Source organism: Mycobacterium sp. D16Q13, assembly GCF_002013375.1.
Classification (GTDB): Bacteria; Actinomycetota; Actinomycetes; order Mycobacteriales; family Mycobacteriaceae; genus Mycobacterium.
In genome coordinates this window covers 123,868-139,519 of sequence record NZ_MAEW01000008.1, presented here as the reverse complement: position 1 = coordinate 139,519, position 15,652 = coordinate 123,868, and the positions used below count along the sequence as shown (strand labels likewise).

The 15,652-nt window shown below is 64.6% G+C and carries 15 protein-coding genes; 12 read left to right on the top strand and 3 right to left on the bottom strand.

All coding sequences use genetic code 11. From position 1 onward, the window contains the following. The first annotated feature begins 20 nt into the window (after positions 1-20). The 3 genes from B4400_RS09360 (at position 21) to B4400_RS09350 (ending at position 3,122) form a co-directional block, all read left to right on the top strand. The gene (locus B4400_RS09360; protein WP_078309677.1) at positions 21-1,814 is read left to right on the top strand and encodes an ABC transporter family substrate-binding protein; all 1,794 of its coding nucleotides are present in this window, start codon (positions 21-23) and stop codon (positions 1,812-1,814) included. Between the two features lie 11 nt (positions 1,815-1,825). Next, the gene (mshB, locus tag B4400_RS09355) at positions 1,826-2,647 is read left to right on the top strand and encodes an N-acetyl-1-D-myo-inositol-2-amino-2-deoxy-alpha-D-glucopyranoside deacetylase (protein ID WP_078309675.1); all 822 of its coding nucleotides are present in this window, start codon (positions 1,826-1,828) and stop codon (positions 2,645-2,647) included. Between the two features lie 139 nt (positions 2,648-2,786). Beyond that, the gene (locus B4400_RS09350; RefSeq protein ID WP_078309673.1) at positions 2,787-3,122 is read left to right on the top strand and encodes a hypothetical protein; all 336 of its coding nucleotides are present in this window, start codon (positions 2,787-2,789) and stop codon (positions 3,120-3,122) included. Here the strand turns inward: B4400_RS09350 and B4400_RS09345 are convergent. Next, entirely contained in the window at positions 3,119-3,880 is a 762-nt protein-coding gene (locus B4400_RS09345; RefSeq protein ID WP_078309672.1) for an O-methyltransferase, read from the bottom strand. The genes B4400_RS09350 and B4400_RS09345 overlap by 4 nt on opposite strands. Positions 3,881-3,997: 117 nt before the next feature. Between B4400_RS09345 and B4400_RS09340 the strand changes: the two genes are divergently transcribed. The 4 genes from B4400_RS09340 (at position 3,998) to B4400_RS09325 (ending at position 8,132) form a co-directional block, all read left to right on the top strand. Then, positions 3,998-6,604: a bifunctional FO biosynthesis protein CofGH gene (locus tag B4400_RS09340; protein ID WP_170914960.1), complete on the top strand. Its 2,607-nt coding sequence runs from the start codon at positions 3,998-4,000 to the stop codon at positions 6,602-6,604. A 291-nt stretch (positions 6,605-6,895) separates the two neighbouring features. After that, a complete protein-coding gene (locus B4400_RS09335) occupies positions 6,896-7,534 on the top strand; it encodes an MspA family porin (protein ID WP_078309914.1) in 639 nt (212 codons plus the stop codon). 2 nt (positions 7,535-7,536) lie between these two features. Then, positions 7,537-7,833, top strand: a complete 297-nt coding sequence (locus B4400_RS09330) for a hypothetical protein (RefSeq protein ID WP_170914959.1) — start codon at positions 7,537-7,539, stop codon at positions 7,831-7,833. Next, positions 7,830-8,132 (top strand): hypothetical protein, encoded by a 303-nt coding sequence (locus tag B4400_RS09325; RefSeq protein WP_078309669.1) that lies wholly within the window; start codon positions 7,830-7,832, stop codon positions 8,130-8,132. The genes B4400_RS09330 and B4400_RS09325 overlap by 4 nt, the downstream gene beginning before the upstream one ends. 87 nt (positions 8,133-8,219) lie before the next feature. Here the strand turns inward: B4400_RS09325 and B4400_RS09320 are convergent, their stop codons facing one another. Both B4400_RS09320 and B4400_RS09315 read right to left on the bottom strand, forming a co-directional pair. Beyond that, positions 8,220-10,250 carry an NADPH-dependent 2,4-dienoyl-CoA reductase gene (locus B4400_RS09320; RefSeq protein WP_078309667.1) on the bottom strand — a complete coding sequence of 677 codons (2,031 nt, stop codon included), beginning with the start codon at positions 10,248-10,250 and terminating at the stop codon, positions 8,220-8,222. Further along, the gene (locus B4400_RS09315) at positions 10,243-10,797 is read right to left on the bottom strand and encodes a PadR family transcriptional regulator (RefSeq protein ID WP_078309666.1); all 555 of its coding nucleotides are present in this window, start codon (positions 10,795-10,797) and stop codon (positions 10,243-10,245) included. Before B4400_RS09315 ends, B4400_RS09320 begins: the two co-directional genes overlap by 8 nt. 153 nt (positions 10,798-10,950) lie before the next feature. Here B4400_RS09315 and fdxA (B4400_RS09310) point away from each other — a divergent pair, with 153 nt between their 5' ends. The 5 genes from fdxA (B4400_RS09310) (at position 10,951) to B4400_RS09290 (ending at position 15,641) form a co-directional block, all read left to right on the top strand. Continuing rightward, entirely contained in the window at positions 10,951-11,259 is a 309-nt protein-coding gene (gene fdxA / locus B4400_RS09310) for a ferredoxin (protein WP_353615246.1), read from the top strand. 176 nt (positions 11,260-11,435) lie between these two features. Continuing rightward, positions 11,436-11,762 (top strand): ferredoxin, encoded by a 327-nt coding sequence (gene fdxA / locus B4400_RS09305; RefSeq protein WP_078289378.1) that lies wholly within the window; start codon positions 11,436-11,438, stop codon positions 11,760-11,762. A gap of 35 nt (positions 11,763-11,797) precedes the next feature. After that, positions 11,798-12,886, top strand: a complete 1,089-nt coding sequence (gene dapC / locus B4400_RS09300) for a succinyldiaminopimelate transaminase (protein WP_078309664.1) — start codon at positions 11,798-11,800, stop codon at positions 12,884-12,886. 129 nt (positions 12,887-13,015) lie between these two features. Beyond that, positions 13,016-14,683 carry an L-glutamate gamma-semialdehyde dehydrogenase gene (pruA, locus tag B4400_RS09295; protein ID WP_078309662.1) on the top strand — a complete coding sequence of 556 codons (1,668 nt, stop codon included), beginning with the start codon at positions 13,016-13,018 and terminating at the stop codon, positions 14,681-14,683. Then, positions 14,676-15,641 (top strand): proline dehydrogenase family protein, encoded by a 966-nt coding sequence (locus tag B4400_RS09290; protein ID WP_078309911.1) that lies wholly within the window; start codon positions 14,676-14,678, stop codon positions 15,639-15,641. Before pruA ends, B4400_RS09290 begins: the two co-directional genes overlap by 8 nt. The last annotated feature ends 11 nt before the right edge of the window (positions 15,642-15,652 follow it).

Here is a 15,652-nt window from a genome sequence, read left to right as displayed (position 1 = left end):
CAGCGATAAGGTTGGTCCTCATGCCTACCGGGATCCCGCGCCTTCGTCTGTGCGCAGTGCTTGGTGTGGTGCTCCTGGCCGGGTGCTCCGTCAGCGCGCCCCCGGCCGTACAGGGCAGCGAGACGACCAGCTCGACGACGCCGCCACCACCCAAGAAAGAGCAGATCGTGGTCGGTATCGACTCGATCGGTGCCGGGTTCAACCCGCACTTGCTCTCTGATCAGTCGCCGGTGAACTCCGCGATCAGCTCGCTGGTACTACCCAGCGCGTTCCGCCCGGTACCCGACTCGGCGACCACCACTGGCTCACGCTGGGAGCTGGACCCGACCCTGCTGGTCTCCGCTGAGGAGACCAGTCAGGCACCCTTCACCGTCACCTACACGATCCGTCCCGAGGCGCAGTGGACCGATAACGCACCCATCGGTGCCGATGACTTCTCGTACCTGTGGCAACAGATGCTCATTCAGCCCGGGACCGTCGACCCGGCGGGCTACGGAAGCATCACCGATGTGCAGTCTCGCGATGGCGGCAAGCGCGTGGTCGTCACGTTCGACCACAAGTACCCGGCGTGGCGCGAGCTGTTCACCGACCTGCTGCCCGCGCACATCGTGAAGGACATCCCGGGCGGGTTCGCCTCGGGGCTGATCAAGTCGATGCCCGCCTCCGGGGGACGTTTCCGGGTCGACGCGATTGACCCCCAGCGTGACGAGATTCTGCTGGCTCGCAACGACCGGTACTGGGCGACACCCGCGGTTCCCGACGAGATCCTGTTCCGTCGTGCGGGCGCCCCCACGGTGCTGGCGGACTCCATTCGCAATGGGGACACCCAAGTGGCCCAGGTGCACGGCAGCGCGGTGACCTTCGCCCAGCTGTCCAACATCCCCGGAGTGCGCACCGCGCGCATCGTCGCACCGCGCACCTTGCAGTTGACGCTGCGCGCGGGGCAGCCCGCGCTCACCGATTCCACGGTGCGCCGAGGGCTGCTCGGGTTGCTCGATGTCGGGCTGCTGGCGGCGGTGGCCGCGGGCAACGACAACGCCGTCACCCTGGCGGCGGCGCAGGTGCGTTCGCCCTCAGATCCCGGATACAAGCCCACCGCACCCACCGCCCTCACCCGAGACGCGGCCCTCGACTTGTTCAAGGAGGCCGGGTATGAGGCCGTCGAGGTGCCGCCGCCGCCCGGTGCCCCGGCGGGTCCACCGCAGATCACCCGGGAGGGCGAGCCGCTGAGCCTGGTCATCGGCGCTGCCTCCAACGATCCGACGTCGGTCGCCGTGGCCAACACCGCCGCCGACCAACTGCGCAATGCGGGAGTGCGGGCCACGGTCGCCGCCCTCGATCCGCCCGCGTTGTATGGCCAGGCGATTCCGGACGGTCGCGTGGACGCCATCGTGGGCTGGCATCAGTCCGGCGGTGACCTGGCCACGGTGCTGGCCTCCCGGTATGGCTGCCCGGCATTGCAATCGGTCAGGGTGCCCGATACCCGCACGACCACACCCCCGCCGCCGCCGGCGAGCAATACGCCGTCGCCGCCGTCGAGGGAAGAATCTGTTCGTGCCCCAAGCAATCTCACCGGGTTGTGTGACGAGGGACTGCAGGCCAGCATCGACGCCGCGCTGACCGGGCAGGCCGATGTGGGCAAGGTCGTCGATCAGGCCGAGCCCCAATTATGGAAGATGGCAACGGTTTTGCCGATCATGCAGGACACCACCATCGCCGCCGCCGGACCCAGCGTGCGGAACGTCGAGCTGGCCGGCGCGGTTCCGGTGGGCATCGTCGCCACGGCAGGAGAGTGGAAGAAGACACGCCCATGACGCGACGACTCATGCTCGTCCACGCGCACCCCGACGATGAATCTCTCACGACCGGAGGAACCATTGCGCGGTATGCCGCCGAAGGTGCCGACGTCCGGGTTGTCACCTGCACGCTCGGGGAGGAAGGCGAGGTGATCGGCGACCGCTGGGAACAACTCGCCGTCGATCACGCTGATCAGCTCGGTGGATACCGGATCGCCGAATTATCCAGTGCGCTAAGTCACCTCGGCGTCGATCGGCCCACCTTCCTCGGCGGTGCGGGGCACTGGCGTGATTCCGGCATGGCGGACACCGGCCCGCTGCACCCTCGGGCGTTCGCGGGCGCCGATGTCGACGACGCGGTCGCGGTGCTGGCGGGATTGATCGAGGAACACCGCCCGCATGTCGTCGTCACCTACGACCCCTTCGGGGGATACGGGCACCCCGATCACATCCAGGCACACACGGTGACCACCGCTGCCGTGGAGAAGGCTTCCTGGAAGGTGGCCAAGCTGTACTGGACCGTCATCGCGACCAGTGCGCTGGAGGCGGGGCTTGCCGCCATGAAGCAGCTGCCTCCGGGATGTGAACCGGCACCCGTCGATCTCATACCCACCTATGCCGATGAGCAGATCAGCGCCGCCATCGATGTATCGGCCTACCGCGATGCCAAGGCCGCGGCGCTGCGCGCGCACGCCACCCAGCTCACGGTCTCCGAGGACGGGACCTCGCTGGCGCTGTCGAACATGATCGCGTTGCCCATCGCGGACACCGAGCATTTTGTATTGGTACGCGGTGTGCCCGGCGTCGACACCGGATGGGAATCCGATCTGTTCGCTGGGGTGGAGTTGTAAGCTCGATTCATGCCACCCGATCAAGACCAGGATCCGAACCAGCAGCACTGGCAGGACCGGCTGGACAACTTCCAATGGGTCGTCGGCTCACTCGTGGCCCAGCTCGACTCTGTCCCCATCTAGACGCCTGAACATCTTCATGCGGGCGTTCGTGCTGTCCGCGCTCATTGTCGACGGCGTCATTAGTGCCATCCTCGGCGCTGCCCTGCTCAACACACGCTTCGGCGGGGTTCTCGTTCCACTCGGGCTCATCATCAGCGCCGTCCTCAACGCGGTGCTGGTGTGGTGCGCTGTGCAGTGGGCGCCGTCATCGCGATGGGCGGGCGCGCCGTTGTGGGCATTCGTGGCGACCACGACGCTGCTCTTGTTCGGCGGGCCCGGCGGCGACGTGGTCTTCGCCGGGTTCTGGCCTGTACTCCTGATGGTGCTCGGCGTGCTGCCCGCGGCGTATGTCTTGCGCCGGGCGAACGACTAACCCAAATACTCCGATTCGAGAACCAGGTCCTTCACCAAGGTCTGGTATTCGACGTGCGTCTCGTGTTCGACGGTCTGCCAGAGCTTGCCCTGCTGCTCCTTCATGTACGCGCGGTACTTGGGCGAGCCGGGGAATCTGACGTTATCGGCGACGACAATCGTGCCCGGATGCAGCCAGCCCCGTTCCAGCAGCCGCTGCAGATCGTCGAGGTACACGTCCTTCCAGTGGTCGATGAACACGAAGTCCAGGCATCCGTCGGTGAATCCGTAATCCTTGGCCAGTGTGTCCAGGGTGGTGCCGTCGTCAGCCGTGCCGGTGAGGCAGGTGGTGCGGTCCGACAGCCCGGCATGCGCCCATACCCGGCGCGCCACCGAGGCGTTGGCTCCCGACTTCTCGATGGAGAAGAACTTGGCGCCGGGAGCCGCACGCGCGATCCTTAGGCCGCTGTACCCGCAATACGCACCGAGTTCCAGGGCGATCTTGGGGTTGGCGCGTTTGACCGCCGCGTCGAGCAGCTGGCCCTTTTCGTCCCCGACATTCATCAGGATTGATTGGTCGTACGCGAAATTGTCGATGGCATCGATCGCGGCGTCGACATCCCCGGCCGGGGCGGTCGCGATGACGTACTCAGCGGTGGCCTCTTCGCGTCCATCGCCCATCTGACCGGTGCGCATGACGTTCAGGCCGCCGAACACCGCACGCAGAAACGAATACCGCAGAAACGGAAGTTTCTGCTTGAGGGTTCTCGTAAGACTCACGAAGATCAGCCTAGCGATCCCGGGCGTTTCCGCAGCGTGACCCCGTTGATGAACCCCCGAGTGGTCGGGTTTTTGGAACGGGCGGATGATCTGAGGGTGACCGACGGTTGTACAAACGTGCCCGACGACGTAACGCCGCTGCCGAATCCCGCCTTTCCCACGCCGAAAGCGGCCTCGCCCGTGTCGGATGCCCGTCGAGCGGGCGGCTCATCGCCGGCGCTGCGGCGGGTGTTGCGTCGTGCGCGCGACGGGGTGACGCTGAACGTCGATGAGGCCTCGCTGGCGCTGACCGCGCGGGGGGACGATCTGGCCGATTTGATGGCCAGTGCCGCGCGGGTGCGTGATGCCGGGCTGGAATCCGCCGGGCGCCTCGGTGCGACCGGGCGTCTGCCGATCTCCTATTCGCGCAAGGTATTCATCCCGGTCACCCATCTGTGCCGCGACAAGTGCCATTACTGCACGTTTGTGACGGTGCCCGGGAAGCTGCGGGCGCAGGGGCAGGGCATGTATCTGGAGCCCGACGAGATCCTGGACATCGCGCGCCGAGGTGCCGAATTGGGTTGCAAAGAGGCCCTGTTCACGCTGGGGGACCGGCCCGAGGACCGCTGGCCGGAGGCCAAGCAGTGGCTCGATGAGCGCGGCTACGACACCACGCTGGACTATGTGCGGGCCATGGCGATCCGGGTTTTGGAGGAGACAGGTCTGCTTCCGCATCTGAATCCGGGAGTGATGAGCTGGTCGGAGCTGGCGCGGCTCAAGCCGGTGGCTCCGTCGATGGGCATGATGCTGGAAACCACGTCGCGGCGACTGTTCGAGGATCGCGGTGAGGCGCACTACGGCAGCCCGGACAAAGACCCCACTGTGCGGCTGCGGACCCTGACTGACGCGGGCCGGCTGTCGATTCCGTTCACCACGGGTCTGTTGGTGGGGATTGGCGAGAATCTCACCGAGCGCGCGGAGACTATTCACGCGATCCGCAAGGTACACAAGGAATTCGGGCATGTTCAGGAAGTAATCGTGCAGAACTTCCGTGCTAAATCAGACACCGCGATGAAGGCGGCGCCGGATGCTGAAATCGACGACTTCCTGGCGACGATCGCGGTAACCCGTCTGGTACTTGGCCCCAAAATGCGGGTGCAGGCGCCGCCGAACCTGGTGTCCCGCGGTGAGTGCTTGGCACTGATCGGAGCCGGTGTGGACGACTGGGGTGGGGTGTCGCCGCTGACCCCAGATCATGTGAACCCCGAACGGCCGTGGCCCAATCTGGACGATCTGGCGTCGGTGACGGCCGAGGCCGGATACGACCTGGTGCAGCGCCTTACGGCGCAACCGCAGTACGTGCAGGCCGGGTCGGCGTGGATCGATCCACGGGTGCGCGGGCATGTGGAGGCTCTTGCCGACCCGGAAACCGGTTTTGCCCTGGATGTTTCGCCGACCGGATCGCCGTGGCAGGAGCCCGATGAGACCTGGGAGTCGACGGGCCGGGTAGATCTGCACGCGGCGATTGACTCGGAGGGCCGCAACACCGACACCCGTAGCGATCTGGCGAGCGCCTTCGGGGACTGGGAGTCCATCCGCGAACATGTTCGTGAACTGAACGCGCGGGCTCCGGAGAAGGTGGGCGCCGATGTGTTGGCGGCTCTGCGCTCCGCCGAGCGAGATCCGGCGGGATGCAGCGATGACGAGTACTTGGCGCTGGCGACCGCCGAGGGTCCAGCGATGGAGGCCCTTGCCGCACTGGCTGATTCGATCCGTGCGGACGTGGTTGGCGATGACGTCACATATGTGGTGAATCGGAACATCAACTTCACCAACATCTGCTATACAGGCTGCCGTTTCTGCGCCTTCGCGCAGCGCAAGGGCGATGCCGATGCCTTCTCGCTGTCGGCCGAGGAGGTGGGTGACCGGGCCTGGGAGGCGTATGTCGCCGGTGCCACCGAGGTCTGCATGCAGGGCGGTATCGATCCGGAGCTGCCCGCAACCGGGTATGCGGATCTGGTGCGCGCGGTGAAGAAGCGGGTGCCCAGCATGCACGTGCACGCCTTCAGCCCGATGGAGATCGTCAATGGCGCCTCCAAGGGCGGCCAGAGCGTCCGCGAATGGTTGACCGAGTTGCGTGCCGCGGGTCTGGACACCATCCCGGGTACCGCCGCCGAGATCCTCGACGACGAGATTCGGTGGGTGCTCACCAAGGGCAAGCTGCCGGCGTCCGAATGGATCGATGTCATCAGCACCGCACACGAGGTGGGGCTGCGCTCCAGCTCCACCATGATGTACGGGCACGTCGATACCCCCAAGCATTGGATCGCACATCTTCGGGTCCTCGCCGGAATTCAGGACCGCACAGGCGGATTCACCGAATTTGTGCCGCTGCCGTTTGTGCACCAAAGTGCCCCGCTGTACCTGGCGGGTGCCGCGCGCCCAGGGCCCACCAACCGGGACAACCGCGCGGTGCACGCGCTGGCGCGCATCATGCTGCACGGGCGTATCCACAACATCCAGACCAGCTGGGTGAAGCTCGGTATCGACGGGACACGGGCGATGCTCGAAGGCGGCGCCAATGATCTCGGCGGCACGCTGATGGAGGAGACCATTTCCCGGATGGCCGGTTCCGAACACGGATCTGCCAAGACCATTGCCGAACTGGAGGAGATCGCCGAGGGCATCGGACGGCCCGCGGTGGAGCGCACCACGACGTACGCGCGGCGGCCGTCCGCCGCGTAACGCCGAGAGTGAATCCATGGCGGGATTTTCCGAGAATCTCCGCCACAGTTTCACTCTCGGCGAGATATGCCGTCGATCGAGATTTCGCCTCAGATAGCGATCAGTACCGTCATCGAAACCACTGTGGTGGTAGGTGGTGCCGACCCGTCCGGAGGAGGGGCGGCTGTGCCACGAGCTGCACCCGCGCCGCGACTGCGAGGGATATCGCTAAGTTGACGGTCTCTGTCCGCACCTGACTGATTGGATCGCGTTGGGTTAACTCCGGTGTTCGGTTTGGGCATCGTGATGTGCGTGATGGCCCGACTCGTAGCGACAAGTGTGATCGTTGCCATGCTTGGGCTCCTGGTAGCCGTCCCGGCTACCGCAGAGCCGAGAGAAATGGCGCCGCAGTCGTATTCGCGGACAACTCGGGATGGCTGGCAGCTGCAGATTCGGCTCGAGAATGAACGCGTTAACGCGGTGCCCAATCTGGCGTCCGCAACCAACTCGCGCGAGGCGTTCATCACTCTCTCGGGCACCGCGACCGCGACCGGCGGCACCAACCCCATCACCGACAGCCTCTTCGTCATCGGCTATCAGCTCGGTTGTCAGTCTGATGTGTCCTCGGGATTGCAGCTGGGCGGGTCGGCAGGTATCGCGCCCTCGGTAAGCCTTGGAGTGGCACCAACACCCTCGGTAGGGGTCGGCGGCAGTGCGGGGGTCAGCGGATTTGTGCAGACAGTGGTGCAGCCGGGCGTCATCGTCAACCTTCCGATGGCCAATATGGTTCTCTCCCATGGTGGTACGGGCGCGCTGGACTTGGATAACGTGCATGTGAAGGCCGACGCCTGCGGTGGCGATGTGACGATCCGTTCGTTCGCGTCGTTGCGCGCATCAACCGAGACCGGCCACACCGAGTTCGCGATCTACGGCGACCCGATCAAGATCTGATGATGAAATTCGTCTGTGTCGCAACGATCTTGATGTGGGTGCTGGGTGGGGTGCCGGTAGCCTCGGCGGATCCGCCGCCGGTTAACCCGATGCCCGCCGTACCCGTGGCAGTACCCGGTGGAACGCCCAACTATGCGGCCACTGCCTCACAGCCACCCTTCGGATTGTCCCCGGCGTCGCCGCGCGGAGCCCGGATCTCCGCTGGGGTTGATTCCGGGTACACCGCCCGAATCGGTGCCGGGATGACCGCCGGGCAGTTGGAGGACCCTCGCGGGATGACCGAAGGAGCAATACCGTGATCAGAACAGTTTGTGTGGCAACGATTCTCGTTGGACTTGCGGCCGGTCTCGCCGTGCCCGCCGCGGCGGCGCCGCCACCGCCGAACCCGGCGCCCTACAACCCGGTCTTCGTGCCCGGGCAGTTGCCCGCGCTGCGACCTTCGCGCGGTACTCAACTGCCGGTGCTGATGTCGGGACCGTCGCGTGGTCCCAGGATTTCGGCCGGTGTAGATGGCGTCGCGGTGCCGGGCGGAGTGAAACCGGGTGTCGGGGTTGGAGATGGGAAGCTGGAAAGCCCGACCGGCGCGCCGCCCCGATAACCCGCCCGCGCAGCGCCCAAGTATTTGGCAGCCGGCGCCATCATCCGCACCGGTGGTGTAACGGGTATCGGTAGCCGTCGGAGGCAGTTACAGCTTGGCGGCCAGCTCGGTGCCCTGCCTGATGGCACGCTTGGCGTCGAGCTCACCGGCCACCGCGGCACCACCGATCACATGGGCACTGATGCCCGCCTCTTTGAGCACGTCATCGAGATCGCGCACCGACTCCTGGCCGGCACAGATCACCACGTTGTCCACCTCGAGCACTCGCGGGTCCTTGCGCTCCTCGCCGAAGGTGATGTGCAGCCCGGCATCATCGATCTTTTCGTAGTTGACGCCCGCCAGCTCGGTGACTTTCTTGGCCTTCAACGATGCGCGATGCACCCAGCCCGTGGTCTTACCCAGCCCCTTGCCGAGCGAGCCCTTCTTGCGCTGGCACAAGTAGACCTCCCGAACCGGCGGAGCGGGAATGGGTTTGGTGAGCGAACCCCGGGACTCGTGATCCTCGGAGATGCCCCACTCGGCGCGCCATTCCTTGAGGTTGAGTGTCGGTGACTCGTCGATGGTCAAGAACTCCGACACGTCGAAGCCGATACCTCCGGCGCCCACGACGGCCACGCGCTTGCCGACGGGCTTACCGCCCTTGATGACATCCGGATAGGACAGCACCATCGGGTGGTCGATACCGGGGATGGCAGGGACCCGCGGCTTGACTCCGGTCGCCAGGATGACGTGGTCGAACTTGCCGTCGATCAGTTCCTGCGCATCTACCTTCTTGTTCAAAAGCACTGTGACGCTGTGCTTCTTGAGCATCGTGGTGTAGTACCGAATGGTTTCGTTGAACTCTTCCTTGCCGGGGATCCTGCGGGCCATATCGAACTGGCCGCCGATCTCGGCGTTGGCCTCGAAGAGAACCACCTTGTGTCCGCGCTGTGCCGCGGTGACGGCCGCCGACAGCCCGGCCGGCCCGGCGCCGACAACGGCGATTTTCTTGGTATGCCGGGTCGGGAGCAGCTGCAGCGTTGTCTCGTGCCCGGCCCGCGGGTTGAGCAGGCAGCTTGCCTTCTTGTTCACGAACGAATGGTCCAGGCATGCCTGGTTGCATGCGATGCAGGTGTTGATCTCGTCGGCGTGATCCGCTGAGGCCTTGTTCACCCAGTCGGGGTCGGCCAGCAGGGGACGGGCCATCGAAATCAGCTGGACCTGGCCGTCGTTGAGGATCTGTTCGCCCGATTGCGGCATGTTGATCCGGTTGGATGCCATTACCGGGATGGTGACCTCTTGGGCGATCTTGTTGGACAGATCGACGAACGCATTCTGCGGCACCGAGGTGACGATGGTGGGTACGCGCGCCTCATGCCAGCCGATTCCGGTGTTGATGATCGTCGCGCCGGCTGCCTCGATTTCCTTGGCCAGGGCCACGATCTCGTCCCAGGTCTGGCCCTCTGGCACGTAGTCGGCCATGGAGAGCCGGTAGCAGATGATGAACTCTGGGCCCACCGCCTTGCGGACCGCCTTGACCACCTCGACGGGCAATCTGCGTCGGTTCTCCGGGCTGCCGCCGAATTCGTCAGTGCGGTTGTTGGTGTAAGGCGCGAGGAACTGATTGATGAAATAGCCTTCGCTGCCCATGATTTCGACGCCGTCGTAGCCCGCCTTCTTGGCCATCTTGGCGCTGTGAGCCCAATCGTCGATGGTTTGCCACACACCCTTGGTGCTGAGCTTGCGCGGCTTGAAGGGGGTGATGGGGGACTTCTTGGCCGAGGCACTCACCGAAAACGGGTGGTAACCATAGCGTCCTGCATGTAGCAGCTGCACGATGATCTTGCCGCCATTTTTGTGCACGGCGTTCGTGACAATGCGATGCCGGTACGCCTCAAGGGATGTGGTCAGTTTTCCGGCGAGCGGCTTGAGCCACGCGGTGCGGTTGATGGCGTATCCACCGGTGATGATCATACCCACCCCGCCCTTGGCACGTTCGGCGAAGTAGGCGGCCAATGCCGGGGTGTCCCAGGGGAAGTCCTCCAGGCCGGCATGCATGGATCCCATGACGACTCGGTTCTTGAGCGTGGTGAAGCCAAGGTCCAAGGGGGACAGCAGGGTTGGATATGGATTACTCATGATTCTCGCTTTCAGTCCGGGCTGGGGACAAGGAAGTGATCATTTCGTCGCACCAATCGGTGAATCCCTCCTCCATGCGGACACCTCCGCGCAGGACGAGATATTGGTGCAGGGCCGCGCCGGTGAGTTGATCCGGAGCGGGAAACTGGCGCTTTTCCATTTCGCGGTAGTTGTCGAGCATGACGGCGTGTGCGTCGCGTTGGGCGCGGATGTGTTCGACAACCATGTCGATGTCGCCGTAGGTGCCCGCGCGGATCTTGAGGGCCAGATCGCGCATATCGGTGCCCTCGGCGCTGTTGACCCATCGGGATAGCTCGCGATAGCCGAGCTCGGCAACGGTATAGACCTTCTTGGCCGGTCGCCCTTCTTGGTCGACGACCTGGCAGTGCAGCCAGCTGTCGTCCTCCATGCGGCGCAGAGTCCGGTAGATCTGCTGGTGGGTGGCGCTGTAGAAGTACCCGATCGAGCGATCGAATCGGCTCGTGAGCTCGTAACCTGACCCGTTCTGCTCGGCCAGGGACAACAGGATCGCGTGGGTGAGTGCCACGGCAGCATGCTGACACGAAACGGGACCCCTATGCAACTTGTTGCAGTGCAACAGTCTGCATATAGCCCTCAGTTACGTGTTGCCATTGGTAACATGTAATTGAGAGAAACGTGTAATTGGCCGGAGCGCGCCTGGAGGTTTCCCGCGACATATGTGATCGCCGAACCGTGTGTGGACGTGATGGACAAGGCCTGCGTAGAGGAGTGTCCTGTCGATTGCATCTACGAGGGTGCCCGGACCATGTACATCCACCCGGACGAGTGCACGGATTGCGATGCGTGCGAACCGGTTTGCCCTGTCGAGGCGATTTACTACGAAGAAGACGTACCTGGCGAGTGGGGTGGTTACGTGCGGGCCAACGCGGACTTCTTCCTCGGCCTCGATTCGCCGAACGGCGCGCGCCGGATGGGCAAGATCAACCGGGATGTGCCGCTTGTGGCGCAACTCCCGATCCAGGGCTGAGCGTGCCTGCTGGACGGCAGGCCAAGTTAAACGTTAAGCTAAGTACCTGTAACCGGTGGATACGGCTAGATCGCCTCGGCGAGTTAGGACAGCCTGTGTCAAGAGACGCATCTGGGGACCGGAATACTGGCCGCAACGCATGAACTGGACATCAGCGCAGGAATGAGGAAACCTTCGTGACCTACACGATCGCGGAACCGTGCGTCGACGTTATGGACAAAGCATGTATCGAAGAATGCCCCGTCGACTGCATCTATGAGGGTGGGCGCATGCTCTACATCCACCCCGACGAATGTGTGGACTGCGGTGCTTGCGAACCGGTATGCCCGGTGGAGGCCATCTTCTATGAGGACGATGTGCCGGATCAGTGGACGGGCTACATCCAGGGCAACGCTGACTTCTTCGTAGACCTGGGCTCGCCCGGCGGTGCCGCGAAGGTCGGCAAGACCGAGTACGACCCGCCGTCGGTCAAGGAGCTTCCGCCCATGGGTGAAGGACACTGAGCTCGCCGTCCGAGTCCCGACCGCGGGCGTTGGCTGTGTCGTCCCGGCTGCCGGAATTTCCGTGGGACACCATCGCCGATGCTAAGGCGACTGCCGCGGCGCACCCCGAAGGGATCGTTGACCTTTCGGTCGGTACCCCCGTGGATAGCGTGGCGCCGCTGATCCGCGATGCGCTGGCCGCGGCCAGCGACCTTCCCGGATACCCGGCGACCGCCGGTACCCCCGCATTGCGGCAGGCAATCCGCGGCGCGGTGTCCCGGCGATACGGCATCGTCGCGCTCGCGGACGATGCCGTGCTTCCCGTCGTCGGCACCAAGGAGCTCATCGCGTGGTTGCCGACCCTGCTCGGGTTGTGCGCCGACGATCTGATCGTCATCCCCGAATTGGCATACCCCACCTATGAAGTGGGCGCACGGCTGGCCGGTGTGCCGACGGTCCGGGCGGACTCGCTGACACAGTTGGGGCCGCAGCGCCCCTCGTTGATCTATCTCAACTCGCCCAGTAATCCGACTGGGGCGGTACTCCCGGTCGAGCATCTACGCAAGGTCGTCGAGTGGGCGCGCGAGCGCGGCGCCCTCGTGGTTTCCGATGAGTGCTACCTGGGCCTGGGGTGGGACGCCGAGCCGGTGTCGGTGCTTGATCCTCGGGTCTGCGATGGCGATACCGCCGGGTTGTTGGCCGTGCACTCGTTGTCCAAGACGTCGTCGCTGGCGGGGTATCGGGCCGGATTCGTGCTGGGAGATGCGTCCGTGGTCGGCGAGCTGCTCGCGGTGCGCAAGCATGCCGGGATGATGGTGCCAGGGCCAATACAGGCGGCGATGACGGCAGCGCTGAGCGAGGATGACCATCAGCGCGATCAGCGCGCACTCTATGAGAGTCGCCGCGGCAGGCTCTCGAAGGCTTTGACCGGCAATGGCTTCCGCATCGACCATTCTGAGGCGGGTCTGTATCTCTGGGCCACCCGGGGCGACTTGTGTGATGACGCGCTGGCATATCTGGCGCAGCGCGGGATCTTGGTGGCACCCGGACGGTTCTACGGACCGCGTGGCAAGGAACATGTGCGGGTGGCCCTCACGGCCACCGATGAGCGCATCGACGCCGCCGTCGCGCGGCTCGTCGACTAGTTGCGCTGACCGTCGAAGACTCGGCCTACCACACGTAACGTCCCGCCGGATTTCGGCATTACCTGAGGTTTCGTTGCGCAATCTCCAGATTCCTCGACAGCTGCGGGGAATCAGGGCGATGCTGGATACATGGACGCCATCACCAACGTGCCGGCTCCCATCAACGAGCCGGTGCTCACGTACGCTCCGAACACCCCCGAACGCGACCGGTTGACCACGGCACTGTCTGACCTCGCCGCGACGCCCATCGACCTGCCGCATGTTATCGGTGGCGCTCGCCGGATGAGTGACGGTGAACGCATCGATGTGGTGCAGCCACACAACCACCGCGCCGTGCTGGGGACAGTCACCAACGCGGGTCATGCCGAGGCCAGTGACGCGGTTGAGGCTGCTCTTGCCGCTAAAAATGATTGGGCAGCACTGTCTTTCGATGACAGGTCGGCTGTCTTCTTGCGTGCTGCCGATCTGTTGTCGGGGTCGTGGCGGCCCACCCTCAACGCCGCGACCATGCTCGGACAGTCGAAGACTGCCTACCAGGCCGAGATCGATTCGGCCTGCGAGCTGGCCGACTTCTGGCGGTTCAACGTGCAGTTCGCGCGGCACATCCTGGCCGAGCAGCCCAGTAGTGGCGGTGGCGCGTGGAATCGGATGGAGTACCGCCCGCTGGAGGGCTTCGTCTACGCCATCACGCCGTTCAACTTCACCGCGATTGCGGGAAACCTTCCCACGGCCCCAGCGCTTTTGGGAAACACTGTGGTGTGGAAGCCGTCCATCACCCAGGCCTTTGCCGCGCATTTCACCATGGAGCTGCTGGAGGCCGCCGGATTACCGCCCGGGGTCATCAACCTGCTCAACGGAGACGGGATCGCGGTATCGGATGTGGCGCTCGCCGATCCGCGCTTGGCGGGTATCCATTTCACCGGCTCCACCCGGACGTTTCAGCATCTATGGCGCGAAGTCGGCACCAACATCGACAGGTACAACACCTACCCTCGGCTTGTCGGCGAGACCGGAGGCAAGGACTTCGTCGTCGCGCACACCTCCGCGCGGCCGGATGTGTTGCGTACGGCGCTTATTCGTGGCGCCTTCGACTACCAGGGGCAGAAGTGTTCCGCGGCCTCTCGCGCCTTTGTGGCCCGGTCGGTGTGGGATCAGATGGGCGATGAGTTCCTTGATGCGGCATCCGGGCTGACGTACGGGGACGTCACAGACCTCTCGAACTTCGGTGGTGCCGTCATTGACGAGGAGTCGTTCAAGCGCAACGCGGCCGCGATCGATCGTGCCAAGAGCGCCGGGGTGACGATCGCGGCGGGAGGCGAATACGACGATAGCGAAGGATATTTCGTCCGCCCCACCGTGCTGCTCTCGGACGACCCGACCGACGAGGCGTTCTCCACCGAGTACTTCGGGCCAATCCTGGCGGTACACGTCTATCCCGACGACGACTATGAGCGCATCCTCGACGTCGTTGACACCGGCTCCCGCTACGCGCTGACCGGTGCCGTGATCGCCGATGACCGGCAGGCCGTTCAGGCGGCCAGTGACCGGCTTCGATTCGCGGCCGGAAACTTCTACATCAACGACAAGCCCACTGGTGCCGTCGTCGGTCAACAGCCCTTCGGTGGTGGCCGGGCGTCGGGCACCAACGACAAGGCTGGATCGCCGCTCAATCTGCAGCGCTGGCTGCTGCCGCGATCCATCAAGGAAACATTCGACGCTCCAACGGATTATCAATACCCGCATATGGATGAGCCGCTTGCGGGAAGACCAGCAGCCGGGGAGCGTGCGGATGGCTGAGTGGTTCGGCAAAACGGCCAGGCCTGCCGTCTTGGCGGCCAGTAGATCGGCGCGGCTGCGACACGCCGCCGAACGGATGCCATTGACGCGGCAGGTGGTGCGTCGTTTCGTGCCCGGTGAATCTCAGGACGATGTACTCGCCGCCAGCACCGCGCTGCTCGATTCCGGGCGGTTCATCTCGATTGACTACCTCGGTGAGGACACCACCGATATCGGGCAGGCCACGAGTACCGTGTCGGCCTATCTGTCCCTGCTGGACGCACTGGCGCGGCGCAGCGACACCGTGCACACCGGCGTGCGCCCGCTGGAAATCTCGCTGAAACTCTCCGCGTTGGGTCAGGCGCTGCCGCGCGATGGGGAACAGATAGCCCTGGAGAACGCACAGCTGTTGTGTGCCAAGGCCGATCAGGCCGGGGTGTGGGTTACCGTCGATGCCGAGGACCACACCACCACGGATTCCACCCTGAGCATCGTGAGCGAGTTGCGTGCCGATTTTCCGTGGCTGGGCACCGTGCTGCAGGCCTACCTGAAGCGCACGTACGCCGACTGTGCAGACCTGTCCGGCAAAGGCTCGCGCATTCGATTGTGCAAGGGGGCCTACGACGAGCCAGAGTCCGTCGCGCACCGAGATCCCGAGGACGTCGATGTCGCCTACTTACGCTGTCTGCGCGTCTTGATGGAGGGCGACGGGTACCCCATGGTGGCCTCACACGATCCCGCCATCGTCGATGCCGCGAGTCTGATGGCGCGCGAGACGGGCAGGGGTCCGGGCGATTACGAGTACCAGATGCTCTACGGGATTCGTGACGCCGAACAGCGCCGTCTCGCCGGCGAGGGACACCATGTGCGCGTGTATGTGCCCTTCGGCGAGGAGTGGTACGGGTACTTTGTGCGGCGCATTGCCGAGCGGCCCGCCAACATGACCTTTTTCCTGCGCGCGCTGGTCTCCGGAGGCTAGCTTTAGGCTGG